Raw genomic sequence first — 17,099 nt, 5'->3', positions numbered from 1 at the left:
CCCTCAACCATAGGTATCGCGCGGGCCGCGTCCGGCGATATGTCGGGGACCCTTACGCCAGGAGGGTGCGGTCGGCCCGGAGATCTTCAGACTCGTCACCACCCCGTCTCCCACCGCCGCGGCGATCTTCGCTAGCAGCTGCGCCTGCACCAGCCGCAGCTGCGTCGCCCAGGCTGTGGACTCCGCCGAGACTGTCAGTACTCCCTCGTTCAGGGCGGTCGGGGTCGCATGTGCGGCAATCTGCTCGCCGACGACGGCCTCCCACCGACCGAACACCGCGCCCTCGGAGACTCGCGCGGACCAGCCCCGGCGATTGGCCAGATCTCCTGCCGCCCTTCCCAGCAGCTGCGGATCACGCGCATCCGGGCCCGGACCTGACCAGGTGCGGCGCCCTCCCGCGACCCGTCGACGCTGCTGCGGTGATCTGCCGCCTCTGCCGATATCTTTTCCTTGCTGTTTTGCCGCGCCACGTGCCTCTTCGAGCACCCGGCGCACCAAATCCATCCCTGTGACCCCGGCCAGATGCTCCGGCGGCCAGGCCTCTTCCTCACTCATGCGCCACCGACTTTCGTCCCGAAGGATCTTCCTGTACGTCGACGGTAACCGTGCGCGCCGACAATTCCTCGGGAACGTCGTCGGGGACCGCCGCGGTCACGAGTACTTGCTCCGCGTCGGCCGCAACAGTGGCCAAAGACCTCCGCCTGGCGCCATCGAGTTCTGCGAACACATCGTCGAGCATCAGCAGGGGGTCGGTGCCGTCGGAACGGAGCAGGTCAAAGGCGGCAAGCCGCAGGGCCAGGGCGAAAGACCACGATTCCCCATGACTGGCGAAGCCTTTCGCCGGCCCATCACCGAGCCGCAGCTCCAGGTCGTCTCGGTGTGGTCCCACCAGGCAGACTCCGCGTTCAATCTCTGCCGACCTCTTAGCAACCAGCCCGGCGTGCAGTGCCTCCGCAAGGCGTTCCACCGAAAGTTCTCCGTCGACACCCTCGACGCTACTGCGGTACGCGATATCGGCCAGCCGCGATGCGGGCGCCAGCAGCTGATACGACTTTTCCACCAGTGGCCGCAACTCACCGACCAATTCGATACGCGCAGAAAGTAATTCGGCGCCATGTGCAACCAGATGCCCATTCCACACATCGAGGGTATCCAGCACACTCTGATCATTCCGCTGTCTCAACGCCGCACCCGCGGTCTTGAGCAGCGCGGTGCGCTGCCGGAGCACCTTGTCGTAGTCGGCACGCACGCCAGCCATCCGGGGACGGCGCTGAATCAGCAGGTCGTCAAGAAAACGGCGTCGATCCGACGGGTCCCCGCGCACCAAGGACAGGTCCTCTGGTGCAAACAGCACGGCATGCAGAATTCCAACGATCTCCCGTGGGCTGCGCACCGGGGAGCGGTTTATCCGTGCCTTGTTCGCCCGCCCGGCCGCGATCTCCAGATCGATCGCCAGTTCCCGACCGTCATTGACGACGATGGTCGACACCACCGCCCTTTCGGCACCGTTGCGTACCAGGGGAGCGTCGGTGGCGACTCGGTGCGAACCCAGGGTTGACGAATACCAAAGGGCCTCAACAAGATTAGTCTTGCCGTAGCCGTTGGGGCCGACGAACACGGTGCGCCCGGGTTCGAGCTCCAGGTCGACTCGTTCCCACGACCGGAAGTCTCGCAATCCCAGCTGTCGTACGTACACGTCGGTCCGCGCGCGTCCTTAGCCGGAGAGACCGACGCGCTTGACCGCGTGGCCGCCGAACTGGTTACGCAACGCCGAGACCGCCTTCATTGCAGGTGAATCTTCTTGCCGCGAAGCAAATCTCGCGAACAACGACGCGGCGATGACCGGCGCGGGCACCCGATGGTTGATGGCCTCCTCGACCGTCCAACGTCCCTCTCCGGAGTCTTCGGTGTATCCGGAAATCGCGTCGAAGCCGGGATCTTCCTTCAAAGCCTTGGCCAGCAGATCCAGTAGCCATGACCGCACCACGGTGCCCTTGGTCCAGGCCTGCAGTACGGCCTGCACATCGGTGATCAGCGGTTCGGCCGCCAGCAGCTCGTACCCCTCGGCATAGGCATGCATGAGGCCGTACTCGATACCGTTGTGAATCATCTTGGCGTAGTGACCCGCGCCGACCGGGCCGGCATGTACGAAGCCGTCCGCACGATCACCCTCGGGACGCAGCGTGTCAAAGATCGGCAACGCCCGCGCCACATCGGCGTCGCTGCCCCCAACCATCAGCCCGTAGCCATTCTCCTTGCCCCACACCCCGCCGGATACACCCGCATCGATGTATCCAATCCCCTTGGCCGCCAACAGCTCCGCATTCGGCTGGTCTTCGGTGAACCTCGAGTTACCGCCGTCGATCACGAGGTCGCCCTCGGACAATTCCTCGGCGAGCTCAGCGATCGTCTGTTGGGTAATCGGACCCGACGGCACCATCACCCACACCACACGAGGCGCCTCTAAGGCATCAGCCAGCCCTTTAAGCGAGGGCACATCGGTGACCTCCGGGCGTGGGTCGTATCCGATGACCTCATGCCCACCGGCGCGCAGCCGGTCGCGCATGTTGAAACCCATCTTGCCCAGTCCAACCAAACCCAGCTGCATGACCTATAACCTCCGATGACCAGTACCTATACCGATTGGGGTGCGAGCCCTAGCCGGGCAGGCGCACCGGCATCAATAGATAGACATAGTCAGTTTGCGCTGCCGTAAACGGCCCGGGGCCTTCTGGCGAGCTTTGATCGTCTTCCGCCGGACGCAGTACGGCCGGACGGCTGGGAGTCGTGAAGCCGAAAGTCACCCGATTCGAGTGCAGCGACCCAAGACCATCGGTCAGGTACGTCGGATTGAAGGCGATGGTCAGCGGTTCACCGACGAAATCCACTTCGAGTTCTTCCTCGGCACGGCCCACATCATCGGCACCTGCCGACAACCGCAGCAGTCCCGGCTCGAATTCCAGCCTGATCTGCGCTCCACGGTCGGCAACCAGCGCAACACGTTTGATGGCTTCCACCAACTCGGCAATACCGACGGTGGCCAGTGCGGTGTGCTCGGTCGGCAGCAACTGCCGGAACTTGGGGAACTCGGCGTCGAGCAGGCGGGTGGTACTGCGCTTGCCGTTGCTGACGATGCCCAACAGACCTTCGGATCCGATCGCCGAACCCGCGCCCAGCGCGAGCTGCACGTCTGATCCACTGGACGCAGACTTTGCCGCCTCGGACAGCGTCTTGGCCGGAACCAACACCGCGGCGCTGGTCTCGCCTGATCCGGACGTCCACTTCAGCTCGCGAACAGCCAGACGGAAGCGGTCTGTTGCCGCCAAAACCACTGTGTCGCCGTTGATTTCAACCCGGATACCGGTCAGCATCGGGAGCGTGTCGTCCTTACCCGCAGCGACCGCGACCTGGCCGATCGCCTCGGAAAACACCTCCGAACCCAGGGCGCCGGTCTCCTCCGGCAGCGAGGGCAACGCCGGGTAATCCTCGACCGGCATGCTCGGCAGCGAGAACTTCGCGCTTCCACAGCTGATCAACAGGCGTGTACCTTCCAACGCCACATCGACAGGCTTATTGGGCAGCGACCGGGTGATATCAGAAAGAAGTCGGCCCGACACCAGCGCACTACCGGACGCGGCAACCTCCGCCGGCACCTGCACCTGCGCGGAAACCTCGTAATCGAAGCCGGAGAGGGTCAGACCCGTGTCATGCGCGGTCAGCAGCACACCAGCCAAGACCGGAACCGTCGGCCGCGAGGGCAGACTCCGCGCAACCCACGCCACCGAATCGGCGAAGTCGTCGCGCGCGACCCTGAACTTCAGGCTGGTGTCTGCGGCAGTGGGGCTCGCAAGATCCATGAATACCCTTCGCTTCCTCGTTGTCCAGGTCGGACTGTCTGCACACAAAAATCCGTGATAGCCATCGTGGCACGCCCGGGTGACAGCGTTGACAGCGCATCGGACGACCCCCGGCACGTCACCGGGGCACCGCGCACAAGTTCTGTCACTCGGAGTGGGAAGTCTCAGGCCTTGCGACTTCCGAAGCACAACCGTAGATGCTTTCGACGCATCGGGAAAGCGGATCAGTCGCTCCGAGGATCCCTGAAGTCCATGGCCGGGTTACCGGCTGGACGGTCCTTGTTGACGCGTCCATCCACACAGCTGCTTTTAGAGAGAAAGATTAGATAGAGATCTAAGCAGTATTAGTAGGTGCTGTGGAATCTGTGGACAGACAAGTGTTGTCGCACGACAGAGGCTCAGAGGGGTTGTCAGGAGTTTGTGGATTCCGACGAAGGTTGCGCCCCGCGGATGTGGAGGACATGTCATTCGTTCAGCAACCCCCAACCGATCGTAGGTTTGCCCCACGGCAGTCCACAGTCCTGTGCACAACGTCGATTGGTGTGGATGTGACGTGTGAGCCACACGAGGTGACAAAAAATCATCGAGAAAAATCTCGAAAAGTCTTGAAATGGGTACGTGTTGAGGGCCCGGCGCGGTGCGGTGAGACAAAAAACCCGGCCGCGGGGGCCGGGTGGGGCAGGAATTAGGTCAGTGCCGGGAACGCTGGCGGATCCGGGCGGTGAGTTCCTTGACGTGATCGAAAACCTCACGCCGCTGAGCCATTTCGCCACGGACCTTCTTGTCGGCATACATGACGGTGGTGTGGTCACGGCCAAACGTCTGGCCGATCTTGGGCAGCGAGAGGTCCGTGAGTTCGCGGCAGAGGTACATGGCGATCTGGCGCGCCTGCGCCAGCGCCCGTGTCTTGCCGGGCCCACGAAGCTCTTCCACGGTGGTGTCGAAGTACTCCGCGGTGACCGCCATGATCGTGGCGGCGCTTATCTGAATGGAGTTTGAGTCGGGGATGAGGTCGCGCAGCACAATCTCGGCCAGCGACAGCTCGATGGGGGACTTGTTCAGCGAGGCGAAAGCGGTCACCCGGATGAGCGCCCCTTCGAGTTCCCGAATATTGCGTTCGATCCGGCTTGCGATGAGTTCCAAGACGTCATCGGGGACGTCCAGCCGATCCATCTGTGCCTTCTTGCGCAGGATCGCGATCCGCGTTTCCAGTTCGGGGGGCTGAACATCGGTGATGAGGCCCCACTCAAAGCGGGTGCGCAGCCGGTCCTCAAGAGTGGCCAGGCCCTTCGGAGGCCGGTCGGAGGAGATCACGATCTGCTTGTTGGCGTTGTGCAGGGTGTTGAAGGTGTGGAAGAACTCTTCCTGGATACCTTCCTTGCCCTCGATGAACTGAATGTCGTCGACCAGGAGAACATCGATGTCGCGGTAGCTGCGTTTGAAGGCGACTCGACGGTCATCGCGCAAAGAATTGATGAAGTCGTTGGTGAACTCTTCGGTGGAGACGTACTTGACGCGCATACCGGGAAACAGGCGCTGGGCATAGTTCCCGGCGGCGTGCAGTAGATGCGTCTTACCCAACCCGGATTCACCCCAGATGAACAACGGGTTGTACGCGCGGGCGGGAGCCTCGGAAACTGCGACGGCGGCCGCATGCGAGAACCGGTTGGATGCGCCGATGACGAAAGATTCGAAGGTATAACGCGCATTGAGGCTCGTGTCGGGGGTCTCGGCCTTGTCGGCCCCGCCCGGACGGTTGATGAAGTAGGACGGCCACGATTCGTGTGCGCTAGCAAGCGCCTCGGTGGTCTCATCGACCTCGTCGAGCTCGAGTTCGGGCGTGGGGCCGGCGACTTCCAAATCTTCGCCAGGAGCCGGCGCCGCGATTCGCACGCCCAGCTCGACGTTCTCGCCGAGGCGACGGGAAAGGGCCTCCACGATGGGTCCGCGCAGGTGCCGTTCGATCTCGTTTTGCACGAAGCTGGATGGCACGGAAAGCAGTGCGAAACCTTCGGCCATGGTGAGTGGCTTGACCAATGTGAGCCAGGCGCGCTGCTGAGGCGTGAGTGGCGGAAAACTCGACAAATATTGGTTGTCGTCACCATTGAGCTCTGCGACGACGGTATTCCATACCGCCGTGAACTGGGAATTCAGTTCATCAGTCAACGGCGAGCATCTCTCTGGCAGTAGGGGACACGTCGACAGTAGCCCCTTTTCAATGATCGGTCGTGGGTTTCCACACGGTTATCCACACCTGTGGACAACAAAGCAGACCACCCGTGTGGTGGTCAGTGTGCGCATACCAGGAGATCACGTCGGATCACCTGTTCCGGGGGACCGGCTAGTCGGTGTCCGACCGCGATCGGCATCGGCCCGCGTGGGTGGTTCCGATGCATTCGCCCGGTGGAAACGGCATTCGCAGAAGCTAACAGTTTTTGTGCCGCCCCGCCAACCTATCCCGTGACTACGGTGACAACTTTCGTAAAGGTGACGGACTGCTGTGCAGAGGGGATACGCGTGTGACGGTTGAGATCAGTTTGACCGGCGACGAGCAGGTCAGTACCCTCAAACAGTCGCCCGAACGTTGGCGGCACGGCCGCGACCCGCACGTCATCAGGGGTGAAACCCGAGATTCCGTAGGCACCGCGCCGGTGGCGAGTGAGCAGTACCAACGGACTGATGCGTCTCAGCACATTGCATGCGTCGTGAACGGGCGGCGTGAGTGATGTCAGTTGAGCACGTGACGGATATAAAGGAGTAGTAGCGGTGGCAAAGGGCAAGCGGACCTTCCAGCCAAACAATCGGCGTCGCGCGCGTACCCACGGGTTCCGGTTGCGCATGCGCACCCGTGCCGGACGCGCAATCATTGCGGTCCGGCGTCGTAAGGGCCGCAAGGAACTGACCGCCTGAGTTTCGGGCGCAGGTAGGTAGTCGGTGTTACCGACTCGACACCGGATGACCAAATCATCCGAATTCCGGCAGACCGTCAAGCGTGGAGTGCGAACTGCCCACGCAGACTTGGTGATTCATCTGCAACGTGGCTGTGTGGGTTCTACACCGGCCGACGCCGAGGGTCCCAAGGTCGGTTTGATCGTCGGGAAATCGGTAGGCGGCGCGGTAGTGCGCCATCGGGTGTCTCGTCGGCTCCGGCATGTTGCCGCCGAGGTGCTCCCCACACTTGAACCCGTGGATCGCATGGTGATCAGAGCGCTGCCCAGTAGCAGCACCGCACTCTCGGCGAGTCTGCGTCAGCAATTGCGTGACGGAGTCCACCGGTCGATACCCCGGTTGGAACCCGCACCCGAGCGGCAGCCATGAAAAGCCGTCCCGCACGCGCGGTGATCTTCCTGATTCGCCTGTATCAAACCTGGGTCTCGCCGATGCGTCTGCCCAGTTGCCGGTTTATGCCGACCTGCAGCCAGTACGCGGTCGAGGCATTGACCGTGCACGGACTGGTCCGCGGCGGTTGGTTGGCCACGATTCGCCTACTGAAGTGCGGACCCTGGCACCACGGTGGATGGGATCCGATTCCTGAACGCCATACCAAGCACGAAGACGTAGAGCACGTGAGCGTGCGGAGGAGTACAGCGGATGTTTGATTGGTTCAGTCTCGGGTTCATCTACTACCCCGTCTCGGCGATCATGTGGGTTTGGTACAAGCTGTTCGCGTACCTGCTGGGCCCCAAGAACTTCTTCGCATGGGCGCTGTCGGTGATGTTCCTGGTGTTCACCCTCCGGGCGATTCTGTACAAGCCGTTCGTCCGCCAGATTCGGACCACCCGGCAGATGCAGGAGCTGCAACCACAGATCAAGGCTCTGCAGAAGAAGTACAAGAACGATCGTCAGCGCATGGCACTGGAGATGCAGAAGCTGCAGCGCGAGCACGGTTTCAATCCGATCCTCGGCTGCCTGCCGATGCTGGCGCAGATTCCGGTGTTCTTGGGTCTGTTCCACGTACTGCGTTCGTTCAACAGAACTACCGGTGGCTTCGGTCAGGTGCATATGTCGGTAGAGGCGAACCGCGCCACGGGTAACTACATTTTCAGCGCCGGCGACGTGGCCAACTTCCTGGACGCGAACCTGTTCGGTGCCCCGCTGGGCGCCACGATGATTCAGACGACGGGTCTGGACGCGTTCACCGAATTCAACAGGTGGGCTGTCGCGGGAGTCTCGATACCGTTGATGGTCATCGCGGGTATCGCGACCTACTTCAACAGCCGGGCCTCTATCGCGCGGCAGAGTCCTGAGGCCCAGGCCAACCCGCAGACCCAGATCATGAACCGGTTGGCGCTGTACGTGTTCCCGCTTGGTGTGGTCGTGGGTGGTCCGTTCCTGCCGATCGCGATCATCCTGTACTGGGTGTCCAACAACATTTGGACGTTCGGTCAGCAGCATTACGTCTTCAACCACATCGCCAAGGAAGAAGAAGAGAAGAAGCAGGCGGATCTGGAGCGACGGGCCGCGAATGCCCCGAAGCCAGGTGCCAAGCCGACGCGCGGCGGGAAGAACCAGCCGGCGAAACAAGCAGACGAATCCGACAGCACCGAGATTGTGGAATCGGGTGGCACGGACGAGGACACCGGGGGACAGGCTTCCCCGGACTCCACCAATGGATCAGGTACGACGAGCCGCACCCCGAAGCCGGGTGCTCGGCCCGATCGTCGCCGCAAGCGCTAACCGCCCGCGATTCTGCACGGGCGTGACAGAGGGAGAAGAACGATGACCGATCTGGACACTCAAGCCGAAGAGACCACAACCGAGGTCGACGCCGCACCCGAGGGTGAGACGCGCACGGTGGATCTCGAGGAACGTCTGGTTGCCGAAGGCGAGATCGCCGGCGACTATCTCGAGGAGCTCGTCGACGTCCTGGACTTCGATGGCGATATCGACCTCGATGTCGAGGGAGACCGCGCGATCGTGAGCATCGACGGTGGGGGCGACCTGTCCAAGCTCGTTGGCCGCAAGGGCGAGGTGCTCGACGCGTTGCAGGAGTTGACACGGCTGGCGGTGCAGCAGAAGTCCGGTGAGCGCAGCCGCCTGATGCTGGATATCGCGAACTGGCGGGGCCGTCGTCGCGACGAGCTGGCGGCGCTGGGCACCAAGATCGCCAAGCAGGTGCTGGAGTCTGGTGAGCGCGAGGAGCTCGCTCCCATGACTCCTTTCGAGCGCAAGATCGTGCACGACGCCGTTGCGGCAATCGACGGTGTGCACAGCGAGAGCGAGGGCGTGGAGCCCTCGCGTCGTGTCGTCGTCCTGCACGACTAGTCAGCCACCAAATCCCATCCATGTAATTCAGTGGCCGCGCTCCGGGAGGAATGTTTCACGTGAAACACGGCGAGACCCTCCCGGTGCCGGAGGCCGCAGCCGAGGTCTTCGACGAGCGGCTGCCTCTAGCGGTCGACTACGTTGACGCACTCGCGACGATTGGTGTGGAGCGCGGTCTGATTGGCCCACGCGAGGCCGATCGATTGTGGGAGCGCCACATCCTCAACAGCGCCGTGCTGGGGGAGTTACTCGACTCCGGTGAGCGAGTGATCGATGTCGGAAGCGGCGCGGGCCTGCCGGGTGTCCCGTTGGGTATCGCACGCCCCGACGTCGATATCGTTCTGGTCGAGCCGATGCTGCGCCGCACCGACTTCCTCCGTGAAATGATCGAGCGGCTGGGCCTCACCAACGTATCGGTGGTGCGCGGCCGGGCGGAGGAACCAAGTGTTATCGCGGAGGTTGGTGGGGCGGACGCGGTCACGTCTCGGGCGGTCGCGGCACTGGACAAGATCGGTCGGTGGTCCCTTCCGTTGACGCGGATCGGCGGACGCATGTTGGCGATCAAAGGCGATCGCGCCGATGAAGAAGTGCAGCAGTACGGTAGTGCGCTGAGCCTGCTCGGCGCTGACGATGTGAGGGTGGTGCAGTGTGGCACGCGGTACCTCGATCCGCCCACCACGGTGGTGGTCGCGCGGCGGAAAGAATGCGACGGAGGCCGTCGACGGGGAAGCTCCCGCGACGGTACGCGGAAGCGGAGCCGATGAGCATCCGATCAAGGAGACGACAGTGACTAGCGACGATGTTTCACGTGAAACCGGCGCAACGGGTGACGGCCACCGCTCGCCCGCGAACTTCGAGGAGTCGGAGACTCCGATCGGTGCAGCCGCTCAGCGTGCCACCCAGATCAAGCAAGGATCGGTCCGTCTTCCGAAGCCGGCGCATCGCCGGATGCTGACGATCGCCAACCAGAAGGGTGGCGTCGGCAAGACCACAACCGCGGTGAACCTCGCCGCCGCGATGGCGATGCAGGGTCTGAATGTTCTGGTGATCGACCTCGATCCACAGGGCAACGCGAGCACCGCGCTGGGTGCCGATCATCGTGCGGGCACCCCGTCGTCGTACGAAGTTCTACTCGGTGAGATCCCCATCAAGGACGCGATCCAATCCAGTCCACAGAGCGAGCACCTCTTCTGCGTTCCGGCGACGATCGACCTGGCCGGTGCCGAGATCGAATTGGTGTCGATGGTGGCTCGCGAGGGCCGGCTGCGTGGCGCGATCGCTGGGCTACCCGCCGACGCGTTTGACTTCGTATTCATCGACTGCCCGCCCTCGCTCGGCCTGCTGACGGTCAACGCACTCGTGGCGGCGAACGAGGTGCTGATCCCGATCCAGTGTGAGTACTACGCGCTGGAGGGCGTCGGCCAGCTGCTGCGCAATATCGAACTCGTCCAGGCCCACCTGAATCCCGCGCTGCATGTGTCGACGATTCTGCTGACCATGTACGACGGTAGGACCAAGCTCGCCGACCAGGTGGCCGACGAAGTGCGTAGCCACTTCGGTCCGAAGGTGTTGGGGTCGGTCATCCCGCGTAGCGTCAAGGTCTCAGAGGCTCCGGGATACGGAACCAGCGTCCTCGAATACGACCCGGGTTCACGGGGAGCCCTGAGCTACTTGGATGCCGCGCGCGAACTCGCGCAGCGGCCGAGCCCGTCGGCGAGTGATCCACAATGAGCGCCGTGCACTACGAGAAGATGATCATGTGCGTACAGCGGATGCAAAAAGGGAGAAGTAACCGATGAGTCAGTCGCCACCATCACGGCGTAAGGGCGGACTCGGCCGAGGCCTGGCATCCCTGATCCCGACGGCACCGGTGGATGGTGCACCCACCCCCGCAGGCCCGCGCCTGGGTGACGCCGCCGCCGATGTGATCATCGGCGGCGGCCCAGCGGCTCCGTCTGCACCGGCCACCGATATCGGCGCGGTGTACCGCGAGATCGCGGTGACGGCCATCAAGCCCAACCCCAAGCAGCCGCGCCAGGTCTTCGACGAGGAGGCGCTCGCGGAGTTGGTCCACTCCATCCGCGAGTTCGGTGTGATGCAGCCGATCGTGGTGCGTGCGGTCGCGGGCGGTGACTACCAACTCGTCATGGGGGAGCGGCGGTGGCGTGCTACCCAGGAGGCCGGTTTGGATACCATCCCGGCGATTGTCCGGGAGACGGCCGACGACAATCTGCTTCGAGACGCGCTGCTGGAGAACATCCACCGGGCGCAGCTGAACCCTTTGGAAGAGGCGGCCGCGTACCAACAGCTTCTCGATGAGTTCGAAGTGACGCATGAAGAGCTGGCGTCCCGGATCGGTCGATCGCGCCCGGTGATCTCCAACATGATCCGACTGCTGCGCCTACCGATCGCGGTACAGCGCAGGGTCGCGGCGGGAGTCCTATCGGCTGGCCACGCGCGGGCGCTGCTCGCTCTTGAGGGTGGAGCCGAGGCCCAGGAGGAGCTTGCCGCCCGGATCGTGGCCGAGGGAATGTCGGTGCGGGCCGCAGAGGAAGCGGTGACGCTGGCGAACCGCAGCGATGCTCCCAAGCCGGCGCCGCGGCGCAAGCCGATCCAGATGCCGGGCTTGCAGGATGTCGCCGAGCGCTTGTCGGGTACCTTCGACACCCGTGTGACGGTGAGCCTGGGCAAGCGCAAGGGCAAGATCGTCGTCGAGTTCGGCTCGGTGGAAGATTTGCAGCGAATTGTCGACATGATGTCCGGCGAAGCCACGTCCTAGCCCACGGGGGAGAAACGTCACTGTGACGCGAAAACCCACGAAGCACGGCTCCCGCGCGAAAACGCTTGGCAAGTAAGAAGTTTCGGCTCCGTAGGGGAATCATCGGCACGACGACGGCTCCGGCCGTGCATTCCAGGTATCGCGGCAAGGTCGCCGGGTGCCAAACCAGAAATTTCGCATATCCTTGAAGGGTTGCCGGACGCTTGAGGCGTTCCGCGCACCATGTGGACCTGACGTGGAGGCGTACAAGACCAGTGTCGGCTCGGATCGTTCCTTTGCGGCTCGATGGTTTCGAGCAGCTGCCCAAGCACGCCCGGCGGTGTGTCTTCTGGGAAGTGGACCCCGCTACCGTCGGAGACAGCCAGCACCTGTCGGACCCAGAGTTCGAGAAGGAAGCATGGCTGTCGATGGTCATGCTCGAGTGGGGGTCATGCGGTCAGGTCGCGATAGCCGGTCCGCAGTCGCGGCCCGCGACGGTGGGATACGCGTTGTATGCCCCGCCCGGGGTGGTGCCTCGCGCGCAATTGTTCCCGACCGCCCCGGTCAGTGCGGATGCAGTCCTGCTGACGTCCTTGGGTGTGGAGCCGGGTCACGAGTCAGACGGATTGCCGCACAGCATCATCGCCAATGTGGTCGCCGAGTTGGTGCGCCGCGGTGTGCGCGCGCTGGAGGCGTTCGGCCGGACCAGCGAGGCGCTGGATCTTTGCGAAGGGTCGTTGGCTAGGCATTCGGAAGCGGCAGATGTACTGGGGGAGTGCACCATCGAGCAGTGCATGATCGATGTCGACTTCCTGAAGGATGTGGGTTTCACGGTGGTCGCACCGCACCAGCATTTCCCGCGACTGCGGTTGGAGCTTGACAGCGGGCTCGGCTGGAAGGCCGACGTGGAGGCCGCGTTGGAGCGACTCCTGGAGTCGGTGCGGATTCCGCAACCTGCGGGGGCCGGCCCGGTGGTGGGCGCCGCGTTCTAGCGGCAGGGCTCATTGCCCGGCCGGAGGGTCCGTCCATTCGAATGTGGCGCCGCTGCGGCGGACACCCATCGGTAGATGTGCGGGGAAGTGGGCGGTCACCAGGCGCAAGTTTTCGTCGGCACAGCGTCCGAGCAGTGCGCGACGAGCAGCGGTACCCATGACAGGATCGGCGTCCGCGAAAAAGGGCAGATCTGGAAACTGGGCCTGCATGGGGTGATGCAGCGCGTCGCCGGAGATGATGACACCGGTGCCCGGAGCACTGATTTCGATGGCAAGGTGCCCCGGTGTGTGCCCGGCTGTGTCCAGGGTGGTGATGCGCGTGGAGCCGTGCGCGTGGATTTGATGACCCGGGGCGACGAAGCGGTGCGGAGAATGTTCGAGGACCGGAAGGACACTGTCCTGATAGACCCAGCCGCCCCCCTCGGCCCACTCACCTGCCGGAGACGACTCCCATTGTGCCTGAATGTATTTGAGCTCAGTGGCGTGGAACAGATACGTGGCGTTCGAAAAGGTGGGCTGCCAGGTGCCGTTGATCAGCCGGGTGTTCCACCCGCAATGGTCCAGATGGAGATGGGTATTGATGACGATGTCGACGTCCTCGGGATCAAATCCTGCGTGCTTGAGGTGAGTCAGGTAGTCGGTATCGAGCATGTGGAGGTCTGGGAACAAGGGCCGGTTCTTGTGATTGCCTGAGCAGGTGTCGACCACCACGACGGTGTCGCCCAACTCGATGAGGTAGTTGTGGATGGAGAAGATCAGAGCGGCACCATCTGCCGAGATGGCCGATGGTGCATAGGCGGCTCGGGCGAACGCGAGCTGTTGCTCGCTGATGGCTGGATACCAATCGTGTGGCGGGATCGGCCACACCGCAAGTTCGGTGAGCTGGGTGACTGTCGCATCACCGACGGTGAATGTGTTCACAGCGGCCGGAAACGCTCACCGGGAGCGGCGTATTCCCGCTAGGGGGCGATCCCCCGGCAGACGAGGTCGGCGGTTGCGCGTACGCGTGATGCGAGAATGTCCTGATCGGGGTCGTGCCCGTAGCGGGCAAGTATTCCCAGCGGGATGCCGGCCACCGAATCAGCGACGGCCTCGACGTCGATACCCGGCCGGACATAACCAGATTCGATCCCGTCACGTAATAGGCCAGCGAGAACCGAAGCCCCGGCGTCGAACACCTGGCAGAACTGCGCAGTCATCTCCGCATCAACAGCGGCACCCTGTTGCAGCATCAAGCGCGACAGTCGGGGATCTGCCACCACCATCCCGATGTAGGCAAGTCCGAGATTCACTGCAAAATCGTGGAATTCGTCGAGCGACGTAATGCGGCCGGGCAGCGTGTGACTGAGTGTTTCGACGGTGCGCTGGGTGGCGTGCTGCACCACGTGCTCGAGGATGTCGCGTTTGTTGGTGAAGTATCGATAGAACATCGAGTGGCCGGTGCCGAGCCGCTCCGCGATATGCGCGATCGATGTCTGGTGGTACCCGCGCTCGGAGAATTCCGCCAGGGCAGCCTCCACCACCTCTTCTTTGACGAGCTCGCTGCGTCGAGCGCGCTGCCGGTCTGCCATGCGGATCGGCGCTTCCGCGGGGTCCTCCATGCGGCTGAGAATAGTCGACGCCGCAGGCTATCGATGAGGCGTGTCGCCTTACGGAATGATTTGTCTCGAAATGATTGACTTATTCTCAAATCAGACATTAGTGTCCGAATGAACCGCTTGCCGACGGCGAAAGGACACTTGTGACGAGACGATGGAGTGCGGGTGCGCAGTGGGGTCCACCACCAGTCATTCACGGTGAGCCGTGGTGGGCATGGACCGTCGTCGCGATACTTGTTGCTTGCCTGGCGATTTCGCTGATCTGGGTGGGATGGATGACCCTACGGAGGCACGAAGACGCGCTGATGTACTGGCTGATCATGCTCAGCGGGGTGACAGTCCTGCCGTACTTCGTCGAGCCGTGGCTCGACGTCATTGGTGCCACCACCTATATGACCAACGCCCTGCCCTACGTCACGATCGCCGACCGGCCCCTTCCGATCTTCGTTCCGCTGGTCTGGGTGGGTACGGCGCCGACGGCGCTACTCGTCTACGAGATGATCAAAAAGGGTTGGGCCGCTTGGACACTCATCTCGTTCGCGGTGATCTTCGGGATTGGCGAATGTATCGGTGAGATGGTCAACAGTCATTTCGGCCTGATGAGGTACTACAGCAACAACGCACTGGTGTACGGAGTCCCATTGCCCAGCCTCGTGCAGAACGGCGGATTCCTGGTGATGATCGCCTGGGTACTGGTAGCGATCCGGCCGCATATGCGCGGATACCGTTGGGCAATAATCCCATTCGTCGCACCGGGGGCATATCTCGCCTACACCATCATCTGCACGCTGCCGAACTACTTCGCGATTCATCTGGGACTCGGGCCCGGACCGTCATGGGCGATCGCCATCCTGTGCACGGCCCTCAACCTCCTGGCCGTTGTGATCGCGGCGTACTCACCTACGTGTCAGCGTTACCGCGATGCGGTCGGAGCCACGGTGTTGGGACCGGCGCGTGGCGCGCGCTCCAAACAGCCCGTGCCCGTGGCGTAGTCACCCCTCGGAAAAGGAGACCAAGGAGCATGCCGCAGCCACCCACTGCCGAGAACACGACCGATGCTTGTCCATTCGAGGCTTCCGCAAGGACCCAATCCGGCGCAATAGATGTGTCGCTGCCACGTGAGCTGACGGGAGATTGGGGGCCATTGCCGCTCAATCCGACGGTGCGCGAAGTCAACGAGATTGGTAGACGACACGGAGGATCTGCCTTCGGTAGGCATGATCCATGGCGGGTCACCCGCGCAGGCATTCCTCTGGCGGCTAGCGCCGTGCGGGGAGTGGGGCGAGCAGCGCTCACTCCACCGGGCCCCGTTGGCCGACCGTTCGTCGGGAGTGTCCCGGAGATGCGGCGTGAACCCTTCGAGTTCTTTCGGCGCTGCGCAAAGGAGTTCGGCGACATCTATAGCGTTCCATTTCCGTTGGGCGGCAGCATTATTGTGGTGAACCATCCGGATTACGCCAGCCAGGTGATGGACGACCCTGTCGGTCGGTACAGCATGATCGGACCGGGCCAGGCGGCAATGGGCATGATCGGTGCTGCGATTCCGATGCTGGAGGGAGACAAGTTCCGGCAACGGCGCCGGATGCTCATGCCGATGTTCGGACGCCGTCATCTGGCGCGGGTGGCAGAGGTGATCGCCGACGAATTCGTGGGCCGAGTCGACAGCTGGGCACGGTGGGCAGACACCGGGCAGGAGGTGGACTTGCAACACGCGATCGCACAGGTGACCTTGCCCGCGTTCCTGCGCGCGATGTTCTCCTCGTCGATCACCGCGCAGGAGATCCACGAAACCGACGTGGACTTAAGGACTTTCATGTCGCTGATGGCGTCGGTGACGTTGATGAGCCCCTTACCAAACCTGGTGCCGCTACCCGGGCGCGAGAGCGCGCCCAGGTCCATGTGGAGACTGTGGCGATTGACGAGAAGGCTGATCAAGGACCGCCGCAGGCACCCCGTCGAGACCCCGGATCTGTTGAGCCTGTTGTTGGAGGCGACCTACGATGACGGAAGTCCGTTGTCGGAGCGGGATCTCAGCATGGAACTGATGATCCTGATGGCGGGCGGATACGAGACGGTGGTGGCGTCGCTGTCGTGGACACTCGCGCTACTACTGGCACACCCGGATCACCTCAACCGGCTGTACGCAGAGGTTGACGCGCTGCACGGTGCAGTGCCGACGCCGGATGATCTACCCAAGTTATCTTGGGCGAAAGCGTGTTTCGACGAGGGGCAGAGGTTGCAGGGCCACCCGCTCAATCCTAGATTCGCGATGGAAGACGACGTGATAGGTGGGTACCTCATCCCGCGATACACCATCGTCGGCCCGTCGTTGTACTCGATGCACCGTGATCCACGCTGGTGGGTGAACCCAGACTCTTACGACCCGAATCGATTCATGGATCAGGCACTTGTCAGGGAGCGTCCGAGACTGGCATTCATGCCGTTCGGGTCGGGCAGACACCACTGCCTCGGCACCGGCATGGCCTACATGAACGCGCAGTTCTTGTTGACGATCATTTTCCAGAGGTATCGGCTGACGTTCCCGCAGACCTGGAAGCCCAAGCACCACTTCAACTTTTCGGTGACGCTCGATGGTGGGCTGCCCGTTACCCTAACGAGGGCGTGACCG

18 protein-coding genes and 1 pseudogene are annotated in these 17,099 nt (G+C 62.9%); 11 read left to right on the top strand and 8 right to left on the bottom strand.

Annotated elements, in window-relative coordinates; all coding sequences use genetic code 11:
• Positions 1-3: 3 nt before the first annotated feature.
• From RHO23_RS21060 to RHO23_RS21035, 6 genes and pseudogenes are all read right to left on the bottom strand, one after another.
• Entirely contained in the window at positions 4-555 is a 552-nt protein-coding gene (locus RHO23_RS21060) for a DUF721 family protein (RefSeq protein WP_070928003.1), read from the bottom strand.
• The gene (recF, locus tag RHO23_RS21055) at positions 548-1,696 is read right to left on the bottom strand and encodes a DNA replication/repair protein RecF (protein ID WP_078285139.1); all 1,149 of its coding nucleotides are present in this window, start codon (positions 1,694-1,696) and stop codon (positions 548-550) included. Before recF ends, RHO23_RS21060 begins: the two co-directional genes overlap by 8 nt.
• An 18-nt stretch (positions 1,697-1,714) precedes the next feature.
• Positions 1,715-2,608 carry a phosphogluconate dehydrogenase (NAD(+)-dependent, decarboxylating) gene (gene gnd, locus RHO23_RS21050; RefSeq protein ID WP_423488289.1) on the bottom strand — a complete coding sequence of 298 codons (894 nt, stop codon included), beginning with the start codon at positions 2,606-2,608 and terminating at the stop codon, positions 1,715-1,717.
• 49 nt (positions 2,609-2,657) lie between these two features.
• Positions 2,658-3,857, bottom strand: coding sequence for a DNA polymerase III subunit beta (dnaN, locus tag RHO23_RS21045; protein WP_057963591.1), 1,200 nt, complete (start codon positions 3,855-3,857; stop codon positions 2,658-2,660).
• Positions 3,858-4,547: 690 nt separating this feature from the next.
• Positions 4,548-6,023 (bottom strand): chromosomal replication initiator protein DnaA, encoded by a 1,476-nt coding sequence (gene dnaA, locus RHO23_RS21040; protein WP_030097698.1) that lies wholly within the window; start codon positions 6,021-6,023, stop codon positions 4,548-4,550.
• 122 nt (positions 6,024-6,145) lie between these two features.
• Positions 6,146-6,550, bottom strand: a pseudogene (locus RHO23_RS21035) (hypothetical protein).
• 73 nt (positions 6,551-6,623) lie between these two features.
• On the opposite strand from RHO23_RS21035, the gene rpmH reads away from it, so the two are divergent.
• From rpmH to RHO23_RS20990, 9 genes are all read left to right on the top strand, one after another.
• On the top strand, positions 6,624-6,767 hold the full coding sequence (rpmH, locus tag RHO23_RS21030; RefSeq protein ID WP_030097696.1) for a 50S ribosomal protein L34: 144 nt from the start codon (positions 6,624-6,626) through the stop codon (positions 6,765-6,767).
• 24 nt (positions 6,768-6,791) lie between these two features.
• A complete protein-coding gene (rnpA, locus tag RHO23_RS21025; protein ID WP_078344360.1) occupies positions 6,792-7,175 on the top strand; it encodes a ribonuclease P protein component in 384 nt (127 codons plus the stop codon).
• Complete coding sequence (gene yidD / locus RHO23_RS21020; protein ID WP_057980052.1) at positions 7,172-7,456, top strand: membrane protein insertion efficiency factor YidD; 285 nt, start codon at positions 7,172-7,174, stop codon at positions 7,454-7,456. Before rnpA ends, yidD begins: the two co-directional genes overlap by 4 nt.
• Positions 7,449-8,534 carry a membrane protein insertase YidC gene (yidC, locus tag RHO23_RS21015; RefSeq protein ID WP_030097693.1) on the top strand — a complete coding sequence of 362 codons (1,086 nt, stop codon included), beginning with the start codon at positions 7,449-7,451 and terminating at the stop codon, positions 8,532-8,534. Before yidD ends, yidC begins: the two co-directional genes overlap by 8 nt.
• A gap of 42 nt (positions 8,535-8,576) precedes the next feature.
• Positions 8,577-9,122, top strand: a complete 546-nt coding sequence (locus RHO23_RS21010; RefSeq protein ID WP_423488288.1) for a protein jag — start codon at positions 8,577-8,579, stop codon at positions 9,120-9,122.
• A gap of 50 nt (positions 9,123-9,172) precedes the next feature.
• The gene (gene rsmG, locus RHO23_RS21005; RefSeq protein ID WP_423488287.1) at positions 9,173-9,886 is read left to right on the top strand and encodes a 16S rRNA (guanine(527)-N(7))-methyltransferase RsmG; all 714 of its coding nucleotides are present in this window, start codon (positions 9,173-9,175) and stop codon (positions 9,884-9,886) included.
• 109 nt (positions 9,887-9,995) lie between these two features.
• A complete protein-coding gene (locus RHO23_RS21000; RefSeq protein ID WP_227457888.1) occupies positions 9,996-10,853 on the top strand; it encodes a ParA family protein in 858 nt (285 codons plus the stop codon).
• A 64-nt stretch (positions 10,854-10,917) separates the two neighbouring features.
• Positions 10,918-11,901, top strand: a complete 984-nt coding sequence (locus tag RHO23_RS20995) for a ParB/RepB/Spo0J family partition protein (protein WP_064410082.1) — start codon at positions 10,918-10,920, stop codon at positions 11,899-11,901.
• A 254-nt stretch (positions 11,902-12,155) separates the two neighbouring features.
• Positions 12,156-12,872, top strand: a complete 717-nt coding sequence (locus tag RHO23_RS20990; protein ID WP_057968875.1) for a hypothetical protein — start codon at positions 12,156-12,158, stop codon at positions 12,870-12,872.
• 9 nt (positions 12,873-12,881) lie between these two features.
• Here the strand turns inward: RHO23_RS20990 and RHO23_RS20985 are convergent, their stop codons facing one another.
• Both RHO23_RS20985 and RHO23_RS20980 read right to left on the bottom strand, forming a co-directional pair.
• On the bottom strand, positions 12,882-13,793 hold the full coding sequence (locus RHO23_RS20985; protein ID WP_217340570.1) for an MBL fold metallo-hydrolase: 912 nt from the start codon (positions 13,791-13,793) through the stop codon (positions 12,882-12,884).
• A gap of 38 nt (positions 13,794-13,831) precedes the next feature.
• On the bottom strand, positions 13,832-14,473 hold the full coding sequence (locus RHO23_RS20980) for a TetR/AcrR family transcriptional regulator (RefSeq protein ID WP_064410080.1): 642 nt from the start codon (positions 14,471-14,473) through the stop codon (positions 13,832-13,834).
• 140 nt (positions 14,474-14,613) lie between these two features.
• Here RHO23_RS20980 and RHO23_RS20975 point away from each other — a divergent pair, with 140 nt between their 5' ends.
• Together RHO23_RS20975 and RHO23_RS20970 are read left to right on the top strand one after the other, a co-directional pair.
• Positions 14,614-15,462 carry a hypothetical protein gene (locus RHO23_RS20975; RefSeq protein ID WP_423488286.1) on the top strand — a complete coding sequence of 283 codons (849 nt, stop codon included), beginning with the start codon at positions 14,614-14,616 and terminating at the stop codon, positions 15,460-15,462.
• Between the two features lie 350 nt (positions 15,463-15,812).
• On the top strand, positions 15,813-17,096 hold the full coding sequence (locus RHO23_RS20970; protein ID WP_423488285.1) for a cytochrome P450: 1,284 nt from the start codon (positions 15,813-15,815) through the stop codon (positions 17,094-17,096).
• Positions 17,097-17,099 lie beyond the last annotated feature (3 nt).

The sequence above is a fragment of the Mycobacteroides sp. PCS013 genome (assembly GCF_049532645.1).
Taxonomy (GTDB): domain Bacteria; phylum Actinomycetota; class Actinomycetes; order Mycobacteriales; family Mycobacteriaceae; genus Mycobacterium; species Mycobacterium gwanakae.
The sequence above is the reverse complement of the archived record's forward strand: the minus strand, read 5'-3'. Positions and strand labels throughout refer to the sequence as shown.